The organism is Mycobacterium tuberculosis H37Rv (assembly GCF_000195955.2).
In the GTDB taxonomy this organism is placed as follows: Bacteria; Actinomycetota; Actinomycetes; order Mycobacteriales; family Mycobacteriaceae; genus Mycobacterium; species Mycobacterium tuberculosis.
Window position 1 is genome coordinate 2,294,529 of sequence record NC_000962.3, and the last position, 20,584, is coordinate 2,315,112.

Below are 20,584 nucleotides of genomic sequence, written 5' to 3' on the forward strand. Positions count from 1 at the left end.
TCCTACTCGTCGTCGTTCCGAAACGCCGCGTTGACCAGGTCGTCGAGGTCCATGTCCGCGATCTCTTGTTCTGCGGTCGGCGCCAACGCCGGGTCCTGGCCGCTGGTTTCGGTTTCATTTGCCAGCGCGAGCAACAGATCCAGCACTCCCGCCTGCCGTAAGCGCTTGACCGGAATGGACGCCACAATGCGTTGTAGTTCGGCTTCCCCGGCCGCCACGGCTGAAGTGTCTTGCGGTGATGAGCCGAGCAGTTCTCGACGCATATAGCCGGCCAGCGCCGCGGAGTTGGGGTAGTCGAAGATGAGCGTGGGTGAAAGCGCCAGGCCGGTGGCGGATTTGAGCCGGTTGCGCATTTCGACCGCGGTGAGCGAGTCGAAACCCAACTCCTGGAATGCCCTATCCGGGTCGATGGCTTCGGGGCTGGCGCTACCCAGCACGGTGGCGATGTGCGAGCGCACCAGGTCCAGCAGGACGGCGTGTTGCTCGTCTTCGGGCAGTCCTTCCAGGCGTTGCAGCAGAGCCGATTTCGATTTCGCCGCGGCCAACGAGTCATCGACCTGGCGCCTGGTCGGCGCGTTGATCAGATCGACGAACATCGGCGGCAACGTGCCGCCATCGAACTTGACCTTCAACGCCGCAAAGTCGATGTGGGCGGGCAGCATGAATGGCTCGTCGACGATCATTGCGGTGTCGAACAATTGCAGGGCGTCAGCAGACGACATCGCCACGATGCCGTCGCGGGCGAAGCGTTTGAAGTCCACCGTCGCCAGGCCGCCGGTCATGGCGCTGGCCTGATCCCACAGACCCCAGCCCAGGGAGATGGCCGGCAGCCCATGGGCCCGCCGGTGGGCGGCCAGCGCATCCAAAAACGAATTGGCGGCCGCATAGTTGGCCTGGCCCGACGATCCGACCAGCCCGGCCATCGACGAAAACATGACAAACGCCGACACATCCAGGTCGCGAGTCAACTCGTGCAGGTGCCACGCCGCGTCCACCTTGGACCGCAACACCACATCCACCCGATCCGGTGTCAGTGACATCACCACCGCGTCGTCGAGTGCGCCGGCGGTGTGGATCACGCCCGACAATGGATGCTGAACCGGAATATCGGCGATCACCTTGGCCAACGCCGCTCGATCCGCCGCGTCACAGGCCACCACCTGCACCTGCGCACCGGCGGCGGCCAACTCGGCCACCAGCTCCGCAGCCCCGGGAGCATCCGGGCCGCGCCGGCTCACCAACACCAGATTGCGCACCCCATGACGAGCCACCACGTGACGGGCCACCGCCGAACCCGCCATCCCGGTGCCACCGGTGATCAACACCGTGCCCGCCGCCCACGAGCCGGGCATCAGCATGACGACCTTGCCGGTGTGGCGCGCCTGGCTCAGATAACGCAACGCCGCAGGCGCGCACCGCACGTCAAAAGTGGTGACCGGCAACGGCCGCAGCACCCCATCGCCGAACAGCGTGGCGAGCTCGGCAAGGATCTGCGCAATGCGGTCCGGTCCCGGTTCGAATAGGTCGAAGGCGCGGTAGCGCACGCCCGGGTACTGCTGGGCGATCACGCCGGGGTCGCGGATGTCGGTCTTGCCCATCTCCAAGAACACCCCACCCGGTGCCACCAGACGCAGCGACGCATCCACGAATTCACCGGCCAGCGAGTCCAACACCACGTCGAACCCTCGACCGCCAGTGGCCGCGCGGAACTTGTCCTCGAACTCTAGGCTACGTGAATCGGATATGTGGTCGTCGTCAAAGCCCATGGCGCGCAAGGTGTCCCACTTACCCTTGCTCGCGGTCGCGAACACCTCCAACCCCAGATGCCGAGCCAGCTGCACCGCCGCCATGCCCACCCCGCCGGTGCCGGCATGGATCAACACGCGCTGGCCCGACCTAGCAGCGGCCAAATCCACCAGCGCGTAGTGGGCGGTGGCGAACACCACCGAGGTGGTGGCGGCGGCCGTGTGCGACCACCCCGCCGGCACCTTGACCAGCAGCCGCTGGTCGGTGCTGGCGACGGTTCCGGTGCCCTCGGGGAACAGGCCCATTACCCGGTCTCCGACCGCGAAAGATCCCTTGTTCAAGCTGGTTTCGATAACGACGCCGCAGGCCTCAACGCCCATGACCGCGTCCGGATCGGGATACAGACCCAGCGCGATCATGACGTCGCGGAAGTTGGCGGCAATCGCGGACACCGCAACTCGAACCTGCCCGGGGCCCAGCGGCGCGTCGGCATCGGGAATCAGCTCCAGCCGCAGATTCTCGAAGGTGCCGGCGGTGCTCATCGCCAACCGCCACGGCCGGTCACTCGGAGGAACCAACAGCCCGCCCACCGCGCGGCTACCGTGCACCCGCGCCGTATAAACCTCCCCGCGCCGCCACAACACCTGCGGCTCGCCTGTCGTCACTACCGCCGCCAGGGCCGAATCGTCGAGCGGCGCATCGGAATCGACCAGCACGATCCGGCCCGGATGCTCGGTCTGCGCCGACCGCACCAATCCCCATACGGCGGCACCCGCCAAATCGGTGACATCTTCGCCCGGCAATGCCACCGCACCGCGGGTCATCACCACCAAAACCCCTGCCCCATCACGGGTTAGCCACGACTGCAACACATCAAGCACCGAACTCGTGGCGGCATACACGCCCGCCACTACGTCACCGGCCAGAGGCACCGACTCAAACACCACCGCCGCCGAGTCCTCCGTTGTCCCCCAGGCGCACACCGGTAGCGGCTCCACCGCGGCCGATGGCTGCGGCGACCAGGTGACCTCGAATAGCCGGTCCGGACCCGAGCTCGACACCGCCGCCCGCAATTGCTGATCGGTCACCGGTCGGGCCAGCATGGAAGCGACTGACAACACCGGCAATCCCAACCCATCGGCCAGCTCGATCGACACCGCCGACGGACCCACTGGCGCGATGCGGGCCCGCACCGCCGACGCCCCCGCTGCATGCAACGAGACCCCCTGCCAGGAGAACGGGACCAACACCGAACCTTGGCCACGCTCGGCGCTTTCCGCGCTCAACACCACCGCGTGCAAGGCCGCATCCAGCAGCACCGGATGCACCCCGAAGCCGGTGACCGAGACCCCGGCATCGGCGGGCAACGCCACCTCCGCGAACACCTCATCACCCCGGCGCCACATCGCGGTCAGTCCCCGAAACGCCGGCCCGTAGCCGTATCCGCGCTCGGCCAGCTGCTGATAGCCGTCCGCCACCTCAACCGGGACGGCGCCCGCCGGCGGCCACATCGCTAGATCCGCGGTCGGTTCCGCCGACCCGGCGCGCAGCGCGCCCTCGGCGTGCAACACCCAGCCGGTACCGACGTCACCACGCGAATACACCGACACCCCGCGCACGCCGGACTCGTCGGGACCATTGACGACCACCTGAACCGCCACCGAACCGGATGCGGGCAACACCAACGGCGCGGCCAGCGTTAATTCGTCGACAACGCCACAACCCACTTCGTCGCCGGCGCGGATCGCCAACTCCACAAATCCCGCTCCCGGGAAGATCGTCACGCCGGCAACGGAGTGGTCGGCCAACCAGCCCTGCACGCTGGGCGACAGCCGACCCGTCAACACCACCCCGCCCGAGGCCGGCAGATCGATCACCGCGCCCAAGAGCGCGTGCTCACTGGCCGCCAACCCCAAGCCGGCCGCGTCCGCCGCGACACCATCACCGGACAGCCAAAACCGCCGCCGTTGGAAGGCATACGTCGGCAACTCGACAAACTGCGCCTCGCCTACCACAGCGCGCCAATCCAGGTCCATACCGGTGACAAACCCTTGCGCGACGGCGTTGGTCAACGTCGCCGGCTCGGGGCGATCCTTGCGCAGCGCAGACATCGTTGTCACCGCAACGTCGGGCAACGACTCTTCGATCGACGCAACAAGGCCACCGCTGGGCCCGACTTCGAGGAATCGGCTGCCTCCGGCCGCCTGCGCGAAGCGCACACTGTCGGCGAACCGCACGGCTTGCCGGATGTGACGTCGCCAGTAGGCCGCTGATCCGAAATCGTCGCCCGCCAACTGCCCGGTCACGTTGGAGATGACTCCGATGGTGGGCCGGCCGATGGCGATTCCGGCAGCGACGGCTGCGAATTCGTCGATCATCGGATCCATCAACGGCGAGTGGAACGCGTGGGAAACCGCCAGCTGGTGGACTCGTCGTCCGTCGGCGCGCAGCTGGTCGGCCACCGCGGCCACGGCGTTTTGTGCACCCGAAATCACCAGTGACGCTGGACCGTTGACCGCAGCGATGTCAACCTCAGCGCTCAGCAGCGGCCGCACCTCTTCCTCGGCGGCTTGCACGGCGACCATCGCCCCACCGGCCGGCAACGCCTGCATGAGCCGGCCGCGGGCAGCCACCAACACCGCAGCGTTCTCCAACGACAGGACACCGGCGACATGTGCCGCAGACAACTCACCGATCGAGTGGCCCATGACAAAATCCGGTCGTACACCCCAGGATCCCAGCAACCGGAACAGGGCAACTTCCACCGCGAACAGCGCGGGCTGCGCGAATTCCGTGCTGTTCAGTAGGTTTTCGTCGTGACCCCACATCACTTCGCGCAGTGGGCGCAGCAGATGCCGGTCAAGTTCGCCCACTACGGTGTTGAACGCCTCGGCGAACACCGGGTATCCGGCGTGCAATCCCATTCCCATGCCCAGCCATTGGGAGCCTTGGCCGGGGAAGACGAACACCGTCTTACCCGCCGCAGTCGCCGTGCCCCGAACAACCGAGCCGCCCAACTGGTCACCCGCCAGCTCATCGAGCCCGGCCAACAACCGATCACGGTCCCCGCCAACCACCACCGCCCGATGCTCAAAAACCGAACGACCCGCCAACGACCACCCCACATCGGCAACATCGAGGCCATCATCGCCACGCACGTACGCGGCCAACCGAGCCGCCTGCCCCCGCAACGCCGACTCCGACTTCGCCGACACCACCCACGGCACCACCGGCCCCGCCCAACCAGCCTCCCGCCGCGGCACCACCGGCACCGCCTCGATAATCACATGCGCATTAGTGCCACTAATCCCAAACGACGACACCCCCGCACGACGCGTCCGAGCACCAGCAGGCCACACCCGCGGCGCGGTCAACAACTCCACCGCCCCCGCCGACCAATCCACATGCGGGCTAGGCACATCCACGTGCAACGTCGCCGGCAACAGCTCATGGCGCATCGCCAACACCATCTTGATCACCCCGGCCACCCCCGCCGCGGCCTGCGTATGACCCATATTCGACTTCACCGACCCCAACCACAAAGGTTCTCCCGGCTCCCCCCGATCTTGCCCATAAGTGGCCAACAACGCCTGAGCCTCAATCGGATCCCCCAACGTGGTCCCGGTCCCATGCCCCTCCACCACATCCACCTCGGCCGCGCTCAACCCGGCATTGGCCAACGCCGCCCGCACCACCCGCTGCTGCGAAGGACCATTAGGCGCGGTCAACCCATTCGACGCCCCATCCTGATTAACCGCCGACCCGACCACCACCGCCAACACCGGATGACCCAACCGCCGCGCATCCGAAAGCCGCTGCAGCACCAACATCCCACCGCCCTCGGAGAATCCGGTGCCGTCGGCCGCCGCGGCGAATGCCTTGCAGCGCCCGTCCGGGGATAATCCGCGCCAGCGGCTGAATTCCACGAAGATGTCGGGTGTGGCGTTGACGGTGACGCCGCCAGCCAGCGCCAGATCGCACTCCCCCGACCGCAGCGATCCCACCGCCATATGCAACGCCACCAACGACGACGAACACGCCGTATCCACCGACACCGCCGGACCCTCCAACCCCAGCACATAGGCCACCCGACCCGAGGCGACGCTGGACAATTGGCCGGTCAGCCGGAAGCCTTCTACCGGCTCGGCGGCGAACATGCCGTAGCCTTGCGTCATTACCCCGGCGAATACCCCGGTGGCGCTGCCGCGCAATCCGGTCGGATCGATACCGGCCCGCTCCAACGCCTCCCAGGACAACTCCAGCAACATCCGATGCTGTGGATCCATCGCGAGGGCCTCGCTCGGCCCCACCCCGAAGAAGGCGGGGTCGAAGTCGCCGACCCCGTCCACAAAGCCGCCGGTGCGGGTGTAGCACGCACCCGCGGCGTCGGGGTCGGGGTTGTATAGCCCGGCCAGGTCCCACCCGCGGTCCGCCGGGAATTCGGAGAGCACGTCGCGGCCCTGGATCAGCATGTCCCACATGTCGTCCGGGGAATTCACCCCGCCGGGATAGCGGCACGCCATGCCCACGATCGCGATCGGATCCTCGCTCGTGGTGCGTACCGCGGGTGTGTGCTTGATTTCCTGTGGGAGGCCGGCAAGTTCGGTGCGGATATAGGAGGCCAGCCGATTGGGTGTCGGGTAGTCGAAGATGAGCGTGGGTGAAAGTGAAAGGCCGGTGGCGGATTTGAGCCGGTTACGCATTTCGACCGCGGTCAACGAGTCAAAACCCAGGTCCTGGAACGCCTTGTCGGGGTCGATGGCTTCTGGCGTGATGTTGCCCAGCACGGTGGCGATGTGCAAACGCACCAGGCCTAGCAAGACGGCGTGCTGTTCGGCTTCGGGCAGCCCGTGCAGGCGATGCGCGAGCGCCGATTTCGACTTTGCGGCGGCCACGGAGTCGTCGACCTGACGGCGGGTCGGCGCGCTGGCTAGGTCGGAGAACATGGGCGGCACCGCCACCGCATGGGCTCGCAGTGCGGTGAGGTCAATGCGGGCGGGCGCCAGGAATGGCTCGTCGACGATCATTGCGGTGTCGAACAGTTCCAGCGCCTCAGCGGTGGACAGCGCCAGCACCCCTTCACGACCCAGCCGGGCCAGGTCTGCGGCGTCCAGGCCGCCGGTCATGGCGCTGGCCTGATCCCACAGACCCCAGCCCAGGGAGATGGCCGGCAGCCCATGGGCCCGCCGGTGGGCGGCCAGCGCATCCAAAAACGAATTGGCGGCCGCATAGTTGGCCTGGCCCGACGATCCGACCAGCCCGGCCATCGACGAAAACATGACAAACGCCGACACATCCAGGTCGCGAGTCAACTCGTGCAGGTGCCACGCCGCGTCCACCTTGGACCGCAACACCACATCCACCCGATCCGGTGTCAGTGACATCACCACCGCGTCGTCGAGTGCGCCGGCGGTGTGGATCACGCCCGACAATGGATGCTGAACCGGAATATCGGCGATCACCTTGGCCAACGCCGCTCGATCCGCCGCGTCACAGGCCACCACCTGTACCTGCGCACCGGCGGCGGCCAACTCGGCCACCAGCTCCGCAGCCCCGGGAGCATCCGGGCCGCGCCGGCTCACCAACACCAGATTGCGCACCCCATGACGAGCCACCACGTGACGGGCCACCGCCGAACCCGCCATCCCGGTGCCACCGGTGATCAACACCGTGCCCGCCGCCCACGAGCCGGGCATCAGCATGACGACCTTGCCGGTGTGGCGCGCCTGGCTCAGATAACGCAACGCCGCAGGCGCGCGCCGCACGTCAAAAGTGGTGACCGGCAACGGCCGCAGCACCCCATCGCCGAACAGCGTGGCGAGCTCCAGCATGTACTGATGCATCCGGGGACGTCCCGGTTCGAATAGGTCGAAGGCGCGGTAGCGCACGCCCGGGTACTGCTGGGCGATCACGCCGGGGTCGCGGATGTCGGTCTTGCCCATCTCCAAGAACACCCCACCCGGTGCCACCAGACGCAGCGACGCATCCACGAATTCACCGGCCAGCGAGTCCAACACCACGTCGAACCCTCGACCGCCAGTGGCCGCGCGGAACTTGTCCTCGAACTCTAGGCTACGTGAATCGGATATGTGGTCGTCGTCAAAGCCCATGGCGCGCAAGGTGTCCCACTTACCCTTGCTCGCGGTCGCGAACACCTCCAACCCCAGATGCCGAGCCAGCTGCACCGCCGCCATGCCCACCCCGCCGGTGCCGGCATGGATCAACACGCGCTGGCCCGGTTGTACGTCGGCCAAATGTATGAATGCGTAGTACGCGGTGGTGAAGACAGCCGAGATGGCGGCGGCTTCGGCGTAGGACCAGTCGGCGGGCATCGGCAGCAGCAGCCGGACGTCGCCGGCCACCAGGGTGCCGCTGCCGTCGGGGAAGAATCCGAACACCGAATCACCGACCGAGAATTCGGTGACACCGGGGCCGACCTCGACGACCACGCCCGCGCCTTCGCCGCCGAGCAGCGCGTCGTGGGTGAACATGCCTAGGGTGATCATGATGTCGCGGAAGTTCGCGGCGATGGCGCGCATGGCCACCCGGACCTGGCCGGGCCCCAACGGTGCGTCGGCGTTGGGAACCGGCTCGAGCCGCAGATTTTCGAAGGTGCCCGCGCTGCCCAGACCCAACCGCCATGGCCCATCGCCCGGCGGCACCAAGATGGCATCCGCCGCGCGGCTGCCGCGCACGCGCGCGGTGTACACCTGTCCGCCCCGCAGCACTACCTGCGGCTCGCCAGTCGCCAACGCCATCGCGATCGCCGCGTCGTCGGTGGCCGCATCGGAATCGACCAGCACGATCCGGCCCGGATGCTCGGTCTGCGCCGACCGCACCAGCCCCCACACGGCCGCGCCCGCCAGATCGGCGACGTCTTCGCGGGGCAGCGCCATCGCGCCCCGGGTCGCCACCACCAGCACCCCGGATTCATGGTCGGTCAGCCACGACTGCACTGCGGCCAGAGCCTGGTGGCTGCGCACGTAGCTGCCGGCTACCGGATCTTGGTCAGCCGCAACCGATTCAAAGATCTGGTAGGCGGGGGTAGGCCCCGGGGACGTGGCCGCCGACGCGGGCGACCAGATCACTTCGAACAGCCGGTCGGGACCCGAGCCCGACACCGCCGCCAGCAGCTGCCGCTCGGTCACCGGGCGGGCCACCATCGAGGCCACCGACAATACCGGCAGACCCAGCCCGTCCGCCAACTCCACCGACACCGCCGACGGCCCCGCCGGCGCGATCCGGGCCCGCACCGCCGAGGCCCCCGTGGCATGCAACGACACGCCCTGCCAAGCGAACGGCAATGCGAGTTCGTCCGGGTCGCCGGCGATCACGACCGCATGCAAGACGGCGTCCAACAAAGCCGGATGCACACCGAACCCACCGACTCCCCCGGCCGCCTCCGGCAGCCTCACCTCGGCGAATATTTCCTCGCCGCGGGCCCACATCGCGGTCAGCCCGCGAAACGCCGGTCCGTACCGGTAGCCGCGTGTCGCCAACCGCTCATAGCCATCGGCCACGTCCACCGTCACGGCACCTGCCGGTGGCCACACCGATAGGTCCGCGCCTGGTTCAACCGACCCGGGCCGCAGGATACCCTCGGCATGCAAAAGCCAGCCCGCTTGCGCGTCAGCTCGGGAAAATATCGACACACCACGGGAATTCGAATCCCGGCCAGCGTCGACTACCACCTGCACCGCAACGGAGCCGGTGGCGGGCAACAGCAGGGGTGCGGCCAGCGTCAGCTCGTCAAGCACCGAGCAGCCGACTTCGTCGCCGGCGCGGATCGCCAGCTCCACGAATCCGGTGCCCGGGAACAGCACCACGTCTGAAACGGCGTGGTCGGCCAACCACGGCTGCACGTTGGGCGACAACCGACCCGTCAACACCACCCCGCCGGAGGCGGGCAGGTCGACCACCGCGCCCAGCAACGGGTGTTCGCTCGCACCCAACCCCAAACCGGATACGTCGGCGCCTGAGCCCTCGGCCGAGAGCCAAAACCGGCGCTTGTCAAAGGCATACGTCGGCAGCTCCACATAGCCCGCTCCGTCCAGCGTGCCCCGCCAGTTCACAGCCACCCCCGCCACAAACGCGGACGCCGCCGAGAGCAGGAATCGGTGCAGCCCACCATCTCCACGCCCCAGCGTGGGGACGACAATGGCCTCGCTGTCACCGTCGGTGCACGCGGCGAATGTTTCCTCGACACCGGTAATCAACGCCGGATGCGGGCTGGATTCGATGAACGTGCGGTAGCCCTGCTCGCAGGCGTTGCGCACCGCCTGGTCGAATAGCACGGTCTGGCGGACGTTGCGGTACCAGTAGTCGGCGTCCAAACCAGCTGTATCCAAACGATTTCCGGTCACCGTAGAGAAGAAGACGGTACGCGTGGATCGCGGTTCGATGCCGGACAGAGCTTCGGCGAGTGGGCCACGGATCGCCTCGACCTCCACCGAATGCGAGGCATAGTCCACCTCGATCCGGCGGGTCCGCAGTTCCTTGGTGGAGCACACCGCGATCAGCTCCTCCAGCGCGCCCACTTCGCCCGACACCACCACCGCCGAGGGGCCGTTGACGACGGCGATGCTGACCCGATCGCCGAAGGGCGCCAACAAATCCCGCGCCTGGTCGGCACCGCACGCGATGGACACCATGCCGCCCGGGCCGGCCAGTCCGGCCAGCAACTTGCTGCGCAGCGTGACCACCCGTGCGGCGTCGCGCAGCGACAGCGCGCCGGCAACGTAGGCGGCAGCGATCTCGCCTTGCGAATGACCGATCACCGCATCCGGATGCACTGCGACCGACTTCCACAGCTCGGCCAGTGACACCATCACCGCGAACAGCACGGGCTGCACCACATCCACGCGATCCAGTCCCGGTGCACCGGGGGCGCCACGCAGCACGTCCACCAGCGACCAGTCGACAAATTCCGCGAACGCCTCGGCACACGCGTCGATCTGCTGCGCGAATGCCGGTGCGGTATCGAGCAGTTCGATTCCCATGCCCAGCCATTGGGAGCCTTGGCCGGGGAAGACGAACACCGTCTTACCCGCCGCAGTCGCCGTGCCCCGAACAACCGAGCCGCCCAACTGGTCACCCGCCAGCTCATCGAGCCCGGCCAACAACCGATCACGGTCCCCGCCAACCACCACCGCCCGATGCTCAAAAACCGAACGACCCGCCAACGACCACCCCACATCGGCAACATCGAGGCCATCATCGCCACGCACGTACGCGGCCAACCGAGCCGCCTGCCCCCGCAACGCCGACTCCGACTTCGCCGACACCACCCACGGCACCACCGGCCCCGCCCAACCAGCCTCCCGCCGCGGCACCACCGGCACCGCCTCGATAATCACATGCGCATTAGTGCCACTAATCCCAAACGACGACACCCCCGCACGACGCGTCCGAGCACCAGCAGGCCACACCCGCGGCGCGGTCAACAACTCCACCGCCCCCGCCGACCAATCCACATGCGGGCTAGGCACATCCACGTGCAACGTCGCCGGCAACAGCTCATGGCGCATCGCCAACACCATCTTGATCACCCCGGCCACCCCCGCCGCGGCCTGCGTATGACCCATATTCGACTTCACCGACCCCAACCACAAAGGTTCTCCCGGCTCCCCCCGATCTTGCCCATAAGTGGCCAACAACGCCTGAGCCTCAATCGGATCCCCCAACGTGGTCCCGGTCCCATGCCCCTCCACCACATCCACCTCGGCCGCGCTCAACCCGGCATTGGCCAACGCCGCCCGCACCACCCGCTGCTGCGAAGGACCATTAGGCGCGGTCAACCCATTCGACGCCCCATCCTGATTAACCGCCGACCCGACCACCACCGCCAACACCGGATGACCCAACCGCCGCGCATCCGAAAGCCGCTGCAGCACCAACATCCCACCGCCCTCGGACCAGCCGACCCCATCAGCCCGCCCGGCGTAAGGCTTGCACCGGCCGTCGGGTGCCAGCCCACGATGCCTGCTGAATTCCACGAAGACCGTCGGTGTGGCGTTGACGGTGACGCCGCCAGCCAGCGCCAGATCGCACTCCCCCGACCGCAGCGATCCCACCGCCATATGCAACGCCACCAACGACGACGAACACGCCGTATCCACCGACACCGCCGGACCCTCCAACCCCAGCACATAGGCCACCCGACCCGAGGCGACGCTGGAGGTCATCCCGGTCAGCCGGTAGCCCTCGATCTCCTCGGCCAACATTCCGTAGCCGCCGACGATGAGCCCGGCGAATACCCCGGTGGCGCTGCCGCGCAATCCGGTCGGATCGATACCGGCCCGCTCCAACGCCTCCCAGGACAACTCCAGCAACATCCGATGCTGTGGATCCATCGCTAACGCCTCGCTGGGCGAAATACCGAAGAACGCGGGATCGAAATCCGCGACGCCATCCACGAAGCCCCCAGTGCGCGCGTACGACTTATGGCGCACGTCGGGATCCGGGTCGAACAACCCGGCCAGATCCCACCCACGGTCGGTGGGAAATTCTGACATCACGTCCCTGGCGTCGGCCACCATCTGCCACAGCCCTTCCGGGGAATCGACGCCCCCCGGGAAGCGACACGACATGCCCACGATCGCGATCGGCTCGCTCGAGCGCTCCAGCAACGCACGGTTGGTGCGCTTCAGGCGTTCCACCTGGACCAGCGCTTTGCGCAGCGCTTCGGTCGCATGCTGGAGTTGATCAACCATTACTAACCTCGCCTAACTCTCGCTAATATTGGCCGTCGCCGACCGCCGGATGCGGCTCCCGCCGAGTCACCGAAGTTGCTGCACAAAACGACGCCGTCGTACGGCGCTCTGGCGCAAGTTCGCTGGTGAGTATTGCCAACTCCGGCAGGATTTCAAAGCGTCCAATACTCCCTGGGCACCAGTGCGCCCGTGCAAAGCCTGCCGTCCATGGCGCGACTGTACCCGCCCGCCCGTCAACGCCGGATGGGCGCATGTCAATGCGGTGCTAGCGGTGGTCTTCACAACACAGCCGCACGAATGCAGCGACTAGGCGCCGGCTCGGCGCCACCCATCGGCAGCCCTGGCGGCCCGGATCAGCTCGTCGCACAGATCGCGCAGTTCGGTCGCCGCGGCTCCTTCGTCGAGCGCGGTGACGACATCCTCGGCGGCGCATCGCACCTGGTAAACACGATCCGACAGATCGGCCGCGTCGTCGGCTGACAACACGACCGCATCGGCGGGCAGCGCCCTCACCTCACCCCGGGTCAGCATGGCGCGCTGCTCGTAAGCCCGCTGCCGGCAAGACTGCCGGCAATACCGGCGGCGACGGCCCATGCCGACGTCGGTCACGTCACGGCCACACCACCCGCACGGCTGCGGACGGGCACGACGAGTCATGCCTGCAGACATTAGTCCGCCCGGGTGTCCGATCCCGGTATCATTGATGGTCGCGCCGCGCGCGTCGCGTGCCGGGAACTACGCAGACGGCCGCAGCGTTTGCCAACCGGAGCCAGTCGCCAGTACGCAACCTACCAGCAGAGCCCAGGGCTCACAGGACCTAAAGGAGTAGCGCCCATGGCTGATCGTGTCCTGAGGGGCAGTCGCCTCGGAGCCGTGAGCTATGAGACCGACCGCAACCACGACCTGGCGCCGCGCCAGATCGCGCGGTACCGCACCGACAACGGCGAGGAGTTCGAAGTCCCGTTCGCCGATGACGCCGAGATCCCCGGCACCTGGTTGTGCCGCAACGGCATGGAAGGCACCCTGATCGAGGGCGACCTGCCCGAGCCGAAGAAGGTTAAGCCGCCCCGGACGCACTGGGACATGCTGCTGGAGCGCCGTTCCATCGAAGAACTCGAAGAGTTACTTAAGGAGCGCCTCGAGCTCATTCGGTCACGTCGGCGCGGCTGACCCGGGAACCCCCTGCTCCCGGCCGGGCAATGTCCGGTCGTGCGCGTGCGTGGTCCGAGCGCGAAAGGCGTCCCTCGATGCCCCAGCGGGCGACTTTGACCAGCGCCTCACGAATGTTGGACCCGCTCATCTTGGACACACCGAGCTCGCGCTCGGTAAAGGTAATCGGCACCTCGGTGACGACGAACCCGTTGCTCACCGTGCGCCAGGTGAGATCGATCTGGAAGCAGTAGCCCTTGGAGTCCACGCCGTCCAGGTCAATCGCTTCGAGTGCTTCGCGGCGGTACGCGCGGTAGCCAGCGGTGATGTCGTGGATCCCGATTCCGAGCGCCAGGCGCGAATAGGTGTTAGCGGTTTTGGACAGGACTAGCCGCCGCCAAGGCCAGTTTCGTACCGTCCCCCCCGCGACATAGCGCGAACCAATCGCAAGATCGGCACCAGCGTCGACGGCGTCCAGCAGGCGCTGCAGCTGTTCGGGCGCGTGGCTGCCGTCGGCATCCATCTCGACCAGCACCGAATACTCCCGGCTCAACCCCCAGGCGAAACCTGCCAGGTACGCCGCGCCCAAACCGTTCTTGGCGGTGCGGTGCATCACGTGGGTGCGGCCGGGATCGGCCTGCGCCAGCTCGTCGGCGAGCTGGCCGGTGCCGTCGGGGCTGCTGTCGTCGACGACCAGCACGTGCACGGCGGGGCATGCTTGCGTCAGCCGCCGGTGGATCACCGGAAGGTTCTCCCGCTCGTTGAACGTAGGAATGATCACCAGGACGCGCTGGCTGGGACGGTTACCCGGGGCTGGGGGCGCCGGCTGGCCGGTGGTCATGTAACTCCTCGATGTTGCTCTGTGTCGTCCGAAACCGGATGAGTGTCGGCCGCCCTGCTCGGGCTGAATGAGTTCGTCGTCGGATTCACTCAGGGCCGGCGGACCGGAGGCCTCAGATCTGCCCGGGGGCGCATCGGAATCGTCATTTTCGCCCTTTGGCTCCGAGCGCCTCGGACGCGGGAACCACCCATTCTGCCGCATGGCGACGAGAACGACCGCTGCGGCTGCCCCGACGAGAATCCATTGCAGGATTGGACCCCATCGAGTTGCCGGTGTCAGCCTCGTCTTGAGGCGCACCTGGCTGTCCAGGTATGCGGGCTGGAAAAAGTCGGTCCGGATCAGCTCACCCCCGTCTGGTGCTATCACCGCACTGATCCCAGTGGTACCGGCAACCACCACGTATCTGTCGTGCTCGACGGCCCGTACCTTGGCGAATGCCAGCTGCTGTTCGCTCATTGTCTTGTTGAAGGTGGCGTTGTTGCTGGGCACGGTCAACAGCTGCGCGCCGCCCAGAATCGACTTCCGCGGGGCGCGGTCGAAGATCACCTCCCAGCAGGTAGCCACCCCGACCGGGACCCCAGCGATGCGCACCACACCGGTGCCGTTGCCGGGCACGAAGTGGCCGGCGCGGTCGGCGTAGCCGGAGAGGTGCCGAAACAGCCACGGCATGGGCAGGTACTCGCCGAAGGGCTGCACGATTGCCTTGTCGTGGCGGTCGGCCGGCCCGGTGCCGGGATTCCAGACAATGGCCGTATTGGTCCACTCCGGATTTTCACGAGGACGGCCCGGAACATCCATCAGGGTGCCGATCAGGATCGGCGCGCCGATCGCTTCGGCCGCTGCGGAGATCCGTTGACCGGCGTCGGGGTTGACGAACGGGTCGATGTCCGACGAGTTCTCCGGCCAGATGACGAACTGGGGTTGCTGCGCCAGCCCCGCATGCACGTCGGCGGCCAGCCGCAACGTCTCCTCAACGTGGTTGTCTAGCACCGCCCGACGTTGCGCATTGAAGTCGAGACCGAGCCGGGGCACATTGCCCTGGACCACCGCGACGGTGACCGTGGGTTCGCCGCCCGATCCGCTACCCGCATGCCGCACCTGCGGCCAGACGACGATGGCGGCGAACAAGACCAGGCATATGCACGCGGCCGGCAGCACCACCGCCGGCGGCGCATCCCCCTGACCACCGGTTCGCCACCACTTCTCGATTTCCAGCGCGATCGCGGTCAAGCCGCATCCGACCAGCGCTACCCCCGTTGACAGCAGCGCCACACCGCCGAGCTGGACCAACGGCAACAGCGGGCCTTCGGCTTGACCGAAGGCGACCGACCCCCACGGAAATCCACCGAACGGAAGGATCGACTTCAACCACTCCTGCGCCGCCCACCCCACCGCGAACCAGATCGGCCAACCCGGCAACAGGCGTACCACGACGGCGAACAGACCGAAGATGCCGGGGAACAGCGCGCACGTCGTCGCCAGTGCCAACCAGGGCCCGGGGCCCACCAGCTCGCCGATCCACGGCAACAACGAGACGTAGAACACCAGGCCGAATAGCAGGCCGTAGCCCAGCCCACCCACCGGTGTCGTCGCGCGGTGGGTCAGCACCCAGGCCAGCAATGCGAGCGCAACCACCGCCGCCCACCAGCAGTTGCGCGGCGGGAAGCTGGCATACAACAGCAGACCGGCCACGATGCTGACCACCAGGCGCGTCAGCCGCGTCCGCACCGCGGTCCGTGTGGTGGGCAGCTGCGCTGCCACCCAGGCGCCAAGCTTCACCAGGCGCCGGCGGGCCGCGGCGCCGAGCCAGGCAGCCGCGCTCGGCGCGTCGGGGCCTTCCGCCGGCTCGGCCGACAGTTCGATCTCTGGATCGGCGGGGCTCTCCGGGCCGGCCTCGGCGACCTCAGCGGGCCGCGCCTTCCGGCCGAACCATTCCCTAGCCATAGATGACCGCACCTCGATGCACGGTTTGGCGGCAACGCGGCAAGGCGTCGGTCGGGCCCAGCCGCGGCAATGCGGGTACCCGGGAGCGCGGGTCGGTAGACCAGCGCTGGACTGCGTCGCGCGGTGCGTCGACGTCAAAGTCCCCGGCGTCCCATATCGCGTAGGACGCGGGCGCGCCCGGCACCAGGGTGCCGATCCGGCCGTCTCGAACACCACCGGCCCGCCAGCCGCCGCGGGTCGCGGCAGCAAACGCCGCCCGCGCCGATACCCCGCTGCCCGGCGTGCGGTGATTGACCGCCGCGCGCACGCTGGCCCAGGGATCAAAGCCCGTGACGGGCGCGTCGGAGCCAAGCGCGAGGGGCACGCCTTGGGATGCTAACAGCGCCAGCGGGTTGAGTTCGCTGCCTCGCTGGGCGCCCAGGCGGCGAGCGTACATGCCGTCGCCACCGCCCCACAGCTCATCGAAGTTGGGCTGCACACTGGCGATGACCCCCCAAGCGCCCAGCTTCGCGGCCTGGTCCGCGGTGACCATCTCCACATGCTCGAGGCGGTGGCCGCAGCGGGCGACGGCAACCACGCCGAGATCTGCCACCACCCGTTCGAAGGCGGCGACTGCGGCCGACACCGCAGCGTCGCCGATGACGTGGAAGCCGGCGGTCACTTCGGCCTTGGTGCATGCTCGTACGTGCGCTTCGATGCCGTCTACGTCAAGGTGGCAGGTGCCGATGCAGTCGGGGGCGTCCGCGTAGGGCTCGTGCAGCCAGGCGGTGCGCGACCCGAGCGCCCCGTCGACGAACAAATCACCGGCCAGCCCTCGAGCCCCGGTCTCGGTCACCAGGTCACGGGCCTGGGCCGGCGTGGCCACGGCCTCACCCCAGTACCCGATCACCTCGACTCCGTGCTCGAGTGCACGCAGCCGCAACCAGTCGTCGAGCCCGCCGATTTCCGGACCGGCGCATTCGTGCACGGCGACGACGCCGGCCGCGGCTATGGCCTGCAGCGCCACGGCCCGGGCGTCGGCAAGCTGGACGTCGGTCAAGAGGTAGCGTGCGGCGGCCCGGGCTAGGTGGTGGGCATCACCGGTCAGCGGCCGCTGGGCCGTGTAACCGGTTGCCGCCGCCAGCTCGGGGACCAGCCGCCGCAGTCCGGAGGAGACCAACGCGGAGTGCGAGTCGATCCTGGCCAGGTAGGCGGGACAGTCACCGAGAACCGCGTCTAGGTCGGCGGTGCTGGGCGCAGCATTCTCCGGCCAGGCCGACTCATCCCAACCGTGACCCCACAGCGGCTGACCCGGATGGTCGGCCGCATAGTCGGCGACCATCCGTAGGCACTGCGCGCGTGAGGTCGCGGGCCGCAAGTCCAGCCCGCTGAGCATCAGACCGGTCGCGGTCAGGTGGATGTGGCTGTCCACGAACCCCGGCGCCACGAATCGGCCGTCGAGATCCTGCACGTCAGCGTCTGGGAACTGGTCGCGGCCGACGTCGTCGCTGCCCAACCAGGCGACGACATCGCCGCGCACCGCCATCGCGGTGGCTTCGGGGTGGGTGGGGCTGTACACCCGGCCGTTGACCAGGAGTTTGACGGGAATCTGGCTCACACCGCTAATTCGACCCCGGCGATGGAGGTTCTGCGGCTACCCGAGGGGGCTGAAGGGTCAACGGCTCGACATCTATGACGTCGATGACCTCGCCATCAATAAAGTCCGGGTCGGTGCCGCTCTCGCCGAAGGCCCCGGCCATGTTGGCCGCCGCATCGGCCGTCAGTGGCACGTTCCGCAGGAAACCGCGCACGGCGATCGCGGTCAGCCCGGGTCGAGCGAGCGCCCGGATCGGCGGCACCAGCAGCAACAGCCCCATCGTCGTGGTGACCAGACCAGGAACAAGCACCAAGACCGAGGCAACGGTGACCAGCGCGCCGTCACTCAGTGCGCTTCGTGGTTCCGCCAAGCCGGATCGCAACCACAGGAGCCGTCGGCCGAGCTGCCAGCCACCGAGCGGCGCCAGCAGACCGAACCCGAGGACGAACGTCGCCAGCAACACCAGCAAAGTCCAGCCAAACCCGATCGTCGCCGCCAGCGCGAAAACCACCGCGAGCTCGACGACGGCGTAGCTGAGCAGCAGCCGCGACACCACGTGACGCCAACGTCTGCGGGCTAGGCCCGAGTTCCTCGGGGGCGGACATCGAGGCTGCAGTTAGATGACGCTATGACAACGATAGAGATCGACGCTCCCGCCGGACCCATTGATGCGCTGCTGGGCCTTCCCCCCGGCCAGGGCCCGTGGCCGGGTGTGGTGGTGGTGCACGACGCGGTCGGGTATGTCCCCGACAATAAGTTGATTTCCGAGCGTATCGCCCGGGCAGGCTATGTGGTGCTCACCCCGAACATGTACGCCCGAGGCGGCCGCGCCCGATGTATCACCCGAGTCTTTCGCGAGCTGTTAACGAAGCGGGGCCGCGCGCTCGATGACATCCTGGCCGCCCGCGATCACCTGCTGGCCATGCCAGAATGCTCCGGTCGGGTTGGCATTGTGGGCTTTTGCATGGGCGGTCAGTTTGCGCTTGTCTTGTCGCCCAGAGGTTTTGGCGCCACCGCGCCCTTTTACGGCACTCCACTGCCGCGCCACCTCAGCGAGACGCTAAACGGGGCATGCCCGATCGTCGCCAGCTTCGGCACCCGCGACCCGCTGGGTATCGGCGCAGCCAATCGACTACGTAAAGTGACCGCGGCCAAAAACATCCCCGCCGATATCAAGTCCTACCCGGGCGCCGGGCACAGCTTCGCGAACAAACTGCCCGGTCAGCCGCTGGTGCGCATCGCGGGATTCGGCTACAACGAGGCCGCGACCGAAGACGCGTGGCGTCGGGTCTTTGAGTTCTTCGGCCAGCACTTGCGCGCCGGCTCGCCTGGTGAGCCTTAGGTACGACTTCGACTCCCCGCGGATGCCGATGACCTTGTCCCGTCGGAGGGCGGCGGGGCTGTCATGTCCGCGTGCACCCCGAAGGCGAGATGAACATGATTGTCATCATGAAGTAGTGGGCCACAGCTGCGGGTGTCAGCTGGCGAAAAATGCGCGCGGCGCCCTCTTCGTTGCCTGACGTGTGCGGCGCGCCGACATGGGTTTGGCGAGCATGGCCTCGGTAAGTTCCCCGGCTTGCCGGATGCGGGTCATGGGCACAGTGCAGCGCGTCGCTGCCTGTCCTGGCCCGGGTAGGGCAGCAGCGCCATCTCGCGGGCGTTCTTGATCGCCTGGGCGACTTGGCGTTGCTGCTGGACTGTCAGGCCGGTCACTCCCCGGGAGCGAATCTTGCCTCGGTCAGAGATGAACACCCGCAATGTTGCGGTGTCTTTGTAATCGACGCTCTCGACGCCGAGGCTATCGAGCAGGTTTTTCTTCGCCTTCGTCGGGCCCTTTCGCGCGGATTTGGCGGCCATCTACCAGCTGGCCTTCCGGACACCGGGCAGGTGTCCGTCGTGGGCCAGTTGGCGGACCCGCACACGGGAGAGCCCGAATTTGCGGAGATGTCCGCGCGGCCGGCCGTCGATGGCGTCGCGGTTGCGTAACCGCACGGGACTGGCGTCGCGGGGCTGGCGGGCAAGGGCTCGCTGGGCGGTACTGCGCTGTTCGGGGGCGCTCGATGGGGATCGGATGATGTCTTTGAGCGCGGTGCGACGCGATGCGTAACGGGCGACGGTGGCCGCCCGCCGCTGATTCTTGACGATCTTGGACTTCTTGGCCACGTCAGCGTTCCTCGCGAAAGTCCACGTGACGCCGCAGGATCGGGTCGTATTTGCGCAAGATGAGACGGTCGGGGTCATTACGGCGGTTCTTGCGGGTGGTGTAGGTGTAGCCGGTGCCCGCCGTGGAACGCAGCTTCACAATCGGCCGGATGTCGGTGCGCGCCATCAGATCCGCTGCCCCTGGCGACGCAGGCGGGCCACGACCGCTTCGATACCGTCGCGGTCGATGACCTTTATACCCTTCGTGGACACCCGCAGCCGAATGCGACGGCCCTCGGAGGGCAGGTAATACGTTCGTTGCTGAATGTTGGGCGACCATCGCCGACGGCTTCGGCGATGGGAGTGCGAGACGGTGTTTCCAAATCCCGGCTTGCGGCCGGTGACTTGGCAGTGGGCGGACAAGGGGCACCCTTCCTTCGAAGCTCGGCTTATTGAAAATCATTTTCGACAACA

General features: G+C 67.5%; 11 protein-coding genes and 1 other RNA gene. 3 read left to right on the forward strand and 9 right to left on the reverse strand.

All coding sequences use genetic code 11. The features are described 5' to 3' along the window. Positions 1-2: 2 nt before the first annotated feature. Complete coding sequence (gene pks12, locus Rv2048c) at positions 3-12,458, reverse strand: polyketide synthase (RefSeq protein ID NP_216564.2); 12,456 nt, start codon at positions 12,456-12,458, stop codon at positions 3-5. Beyond that, a non-coding RNA gene (ASpks, locus tag RVnc0003) (Putative small regulatory RNA) lies at positions 5,217-5,358 on the forward strand. The two genes, pks12 and ASpks, sit on opposite strands and share 142 nt — an antisense overlap. A gap of 306 nt (positions 12,459-12,764) precedes the next feature. Then, positions 12,765-12,989, reverse strand: coding sequence for a hypothetical protein (locus tag Rv2049c; RefSeq protein NP_216565.1), 225 nt, complete (start codon positions 12,987-12,989; stop codon positions 12,765-12,767). A 303-nt stretch (positions 12,990-13,292) separates the two neighbouring features. Here Rv2049c and Rv2050 point away from each other — a divergent pair, with 303 nt between their 5' ends. After that, positions 13,293-13,628, forward strand: a complete 336-nt coding sequence (locus Rv2050; protein NP_216566.1) for an RNA polymerase-binding protein RbpA — start codon at positions 13,293-13,295, stop codon at positions 13,626-13,628. Here the strand turns inward: Rv2050 and ppm1 are convergent. The 3 genes from ppm1 to fxsA all read right to left on the reverse strand — a co-directional run bounded on the left by ppm1 (position 13,603) and on the right by fxsA (position 18,521). Then, positions 13,603-16,227 carry a polyprenol-monophosphomannose synthase gene (ppm1, locus tag Rv2051c; protein NP_216567.1) on the reverse strand — a complete coding sequence of 875 codons (2,625 nt, stop codon included), beginning with the start codon at positions 16,225-16,227 and terminating at the stop codon, positions 13,603-13,605. The two genes, Rv2050 and ppm1, sit on opposite strands and share 26 nt — an antisense overlap. Positions 16,228-16,384: 157 nt before the next feature. Then, positions 16,385-17,989, reverse strand: a complete 1,605-nt coding sequence (locus Rv2052c) for a hypothetical protein (protein NP_216568.1) — start codon at positions 17,987-17,989, stop codon at positions 16,385-16,387. Between the two features lie 4 nt (positions 17,990-17,993). Further along, a complete protein-coding gene (gene fxsA / locus Rv2053c; protein NP_216569.1) occupies positions 17,994-18,521 on the reverse strand; it encodes a transmembrane protein FxsA in 528 nt (175 codons plus the stop codon). Positions 18,522-18,596: 75 nt separating this feature from the next. Between fxsA and Rv2054 the strand changes: the two genes are divergently transcribed. Further along, positions 18,597-19,310: a hypothetical protein gene (locus Rv2054; protein ID NP_216570.1), complete on the forward strand. Its 714-nt coding sequence runs from the start codon at positions 18,597-18,599 to the stop codon at positions 19,308-19,310. A gap of 248 nt (positions 19,311-19,558) precedes the next feature. Here Rv2054 and rpsR2 read toward each other — a convergent pair whose 3' ends face one another. From rpsR2 to rpmB2, 4 genes are read right to left on the reverse strand one after another with little or no spacing between them, the layout of a single operon-like run. Then, entirely contained in the window at positions 19,559-19,825 is a 267-nt protein-coding gene (gene rpsR2, locus Rv2055c; RefSeq protein ID NP_216571.1) for a 30S ribosomal protein S18, read from the reverse strand. Beyond that, positions 19,826-20,131: a 30S ribosomal protein S14 gene (gene rpsN2, locus Rv2056c; RefSeq protein ID NP_216572.1), complete on the reverse strand. Its 306-nt coding sequence runs from the start codon at positions 20,129-20,131 to the stop codon at positions 19,826-19,828. It abuts the gene before it with no gap. 1 nt (position 20,132) lies between these two features. Then, positions 20,133-20,297: a 50S ribosomal protein L33 gene (gene rpmG1 / locus Rv2057c; RefSeq protein YP_177856.1), complete on the reverse strand. Its 165-nt coding sequence runs from the start codon at positions 20,295-20,297 to the stop codon at positions 20,133-20,135. Continuing rightward, complete coding sequence (gene rpmB2 / locus Rv2058c) at positions 20,297-20,533, reverse strand: 50S ribosomal protein L28 (protein ID NP_216574.1); 237 nt, start codon at positions 20,531-20,533, stop codon at positions 20,297-20,299. Before rpmB2 ends, rpmG1 begins: the two co-directional genes overlap by 1 nt. Between the last annotated feature and the right edge of the window lie 51 nt (positions 20,534-20,584).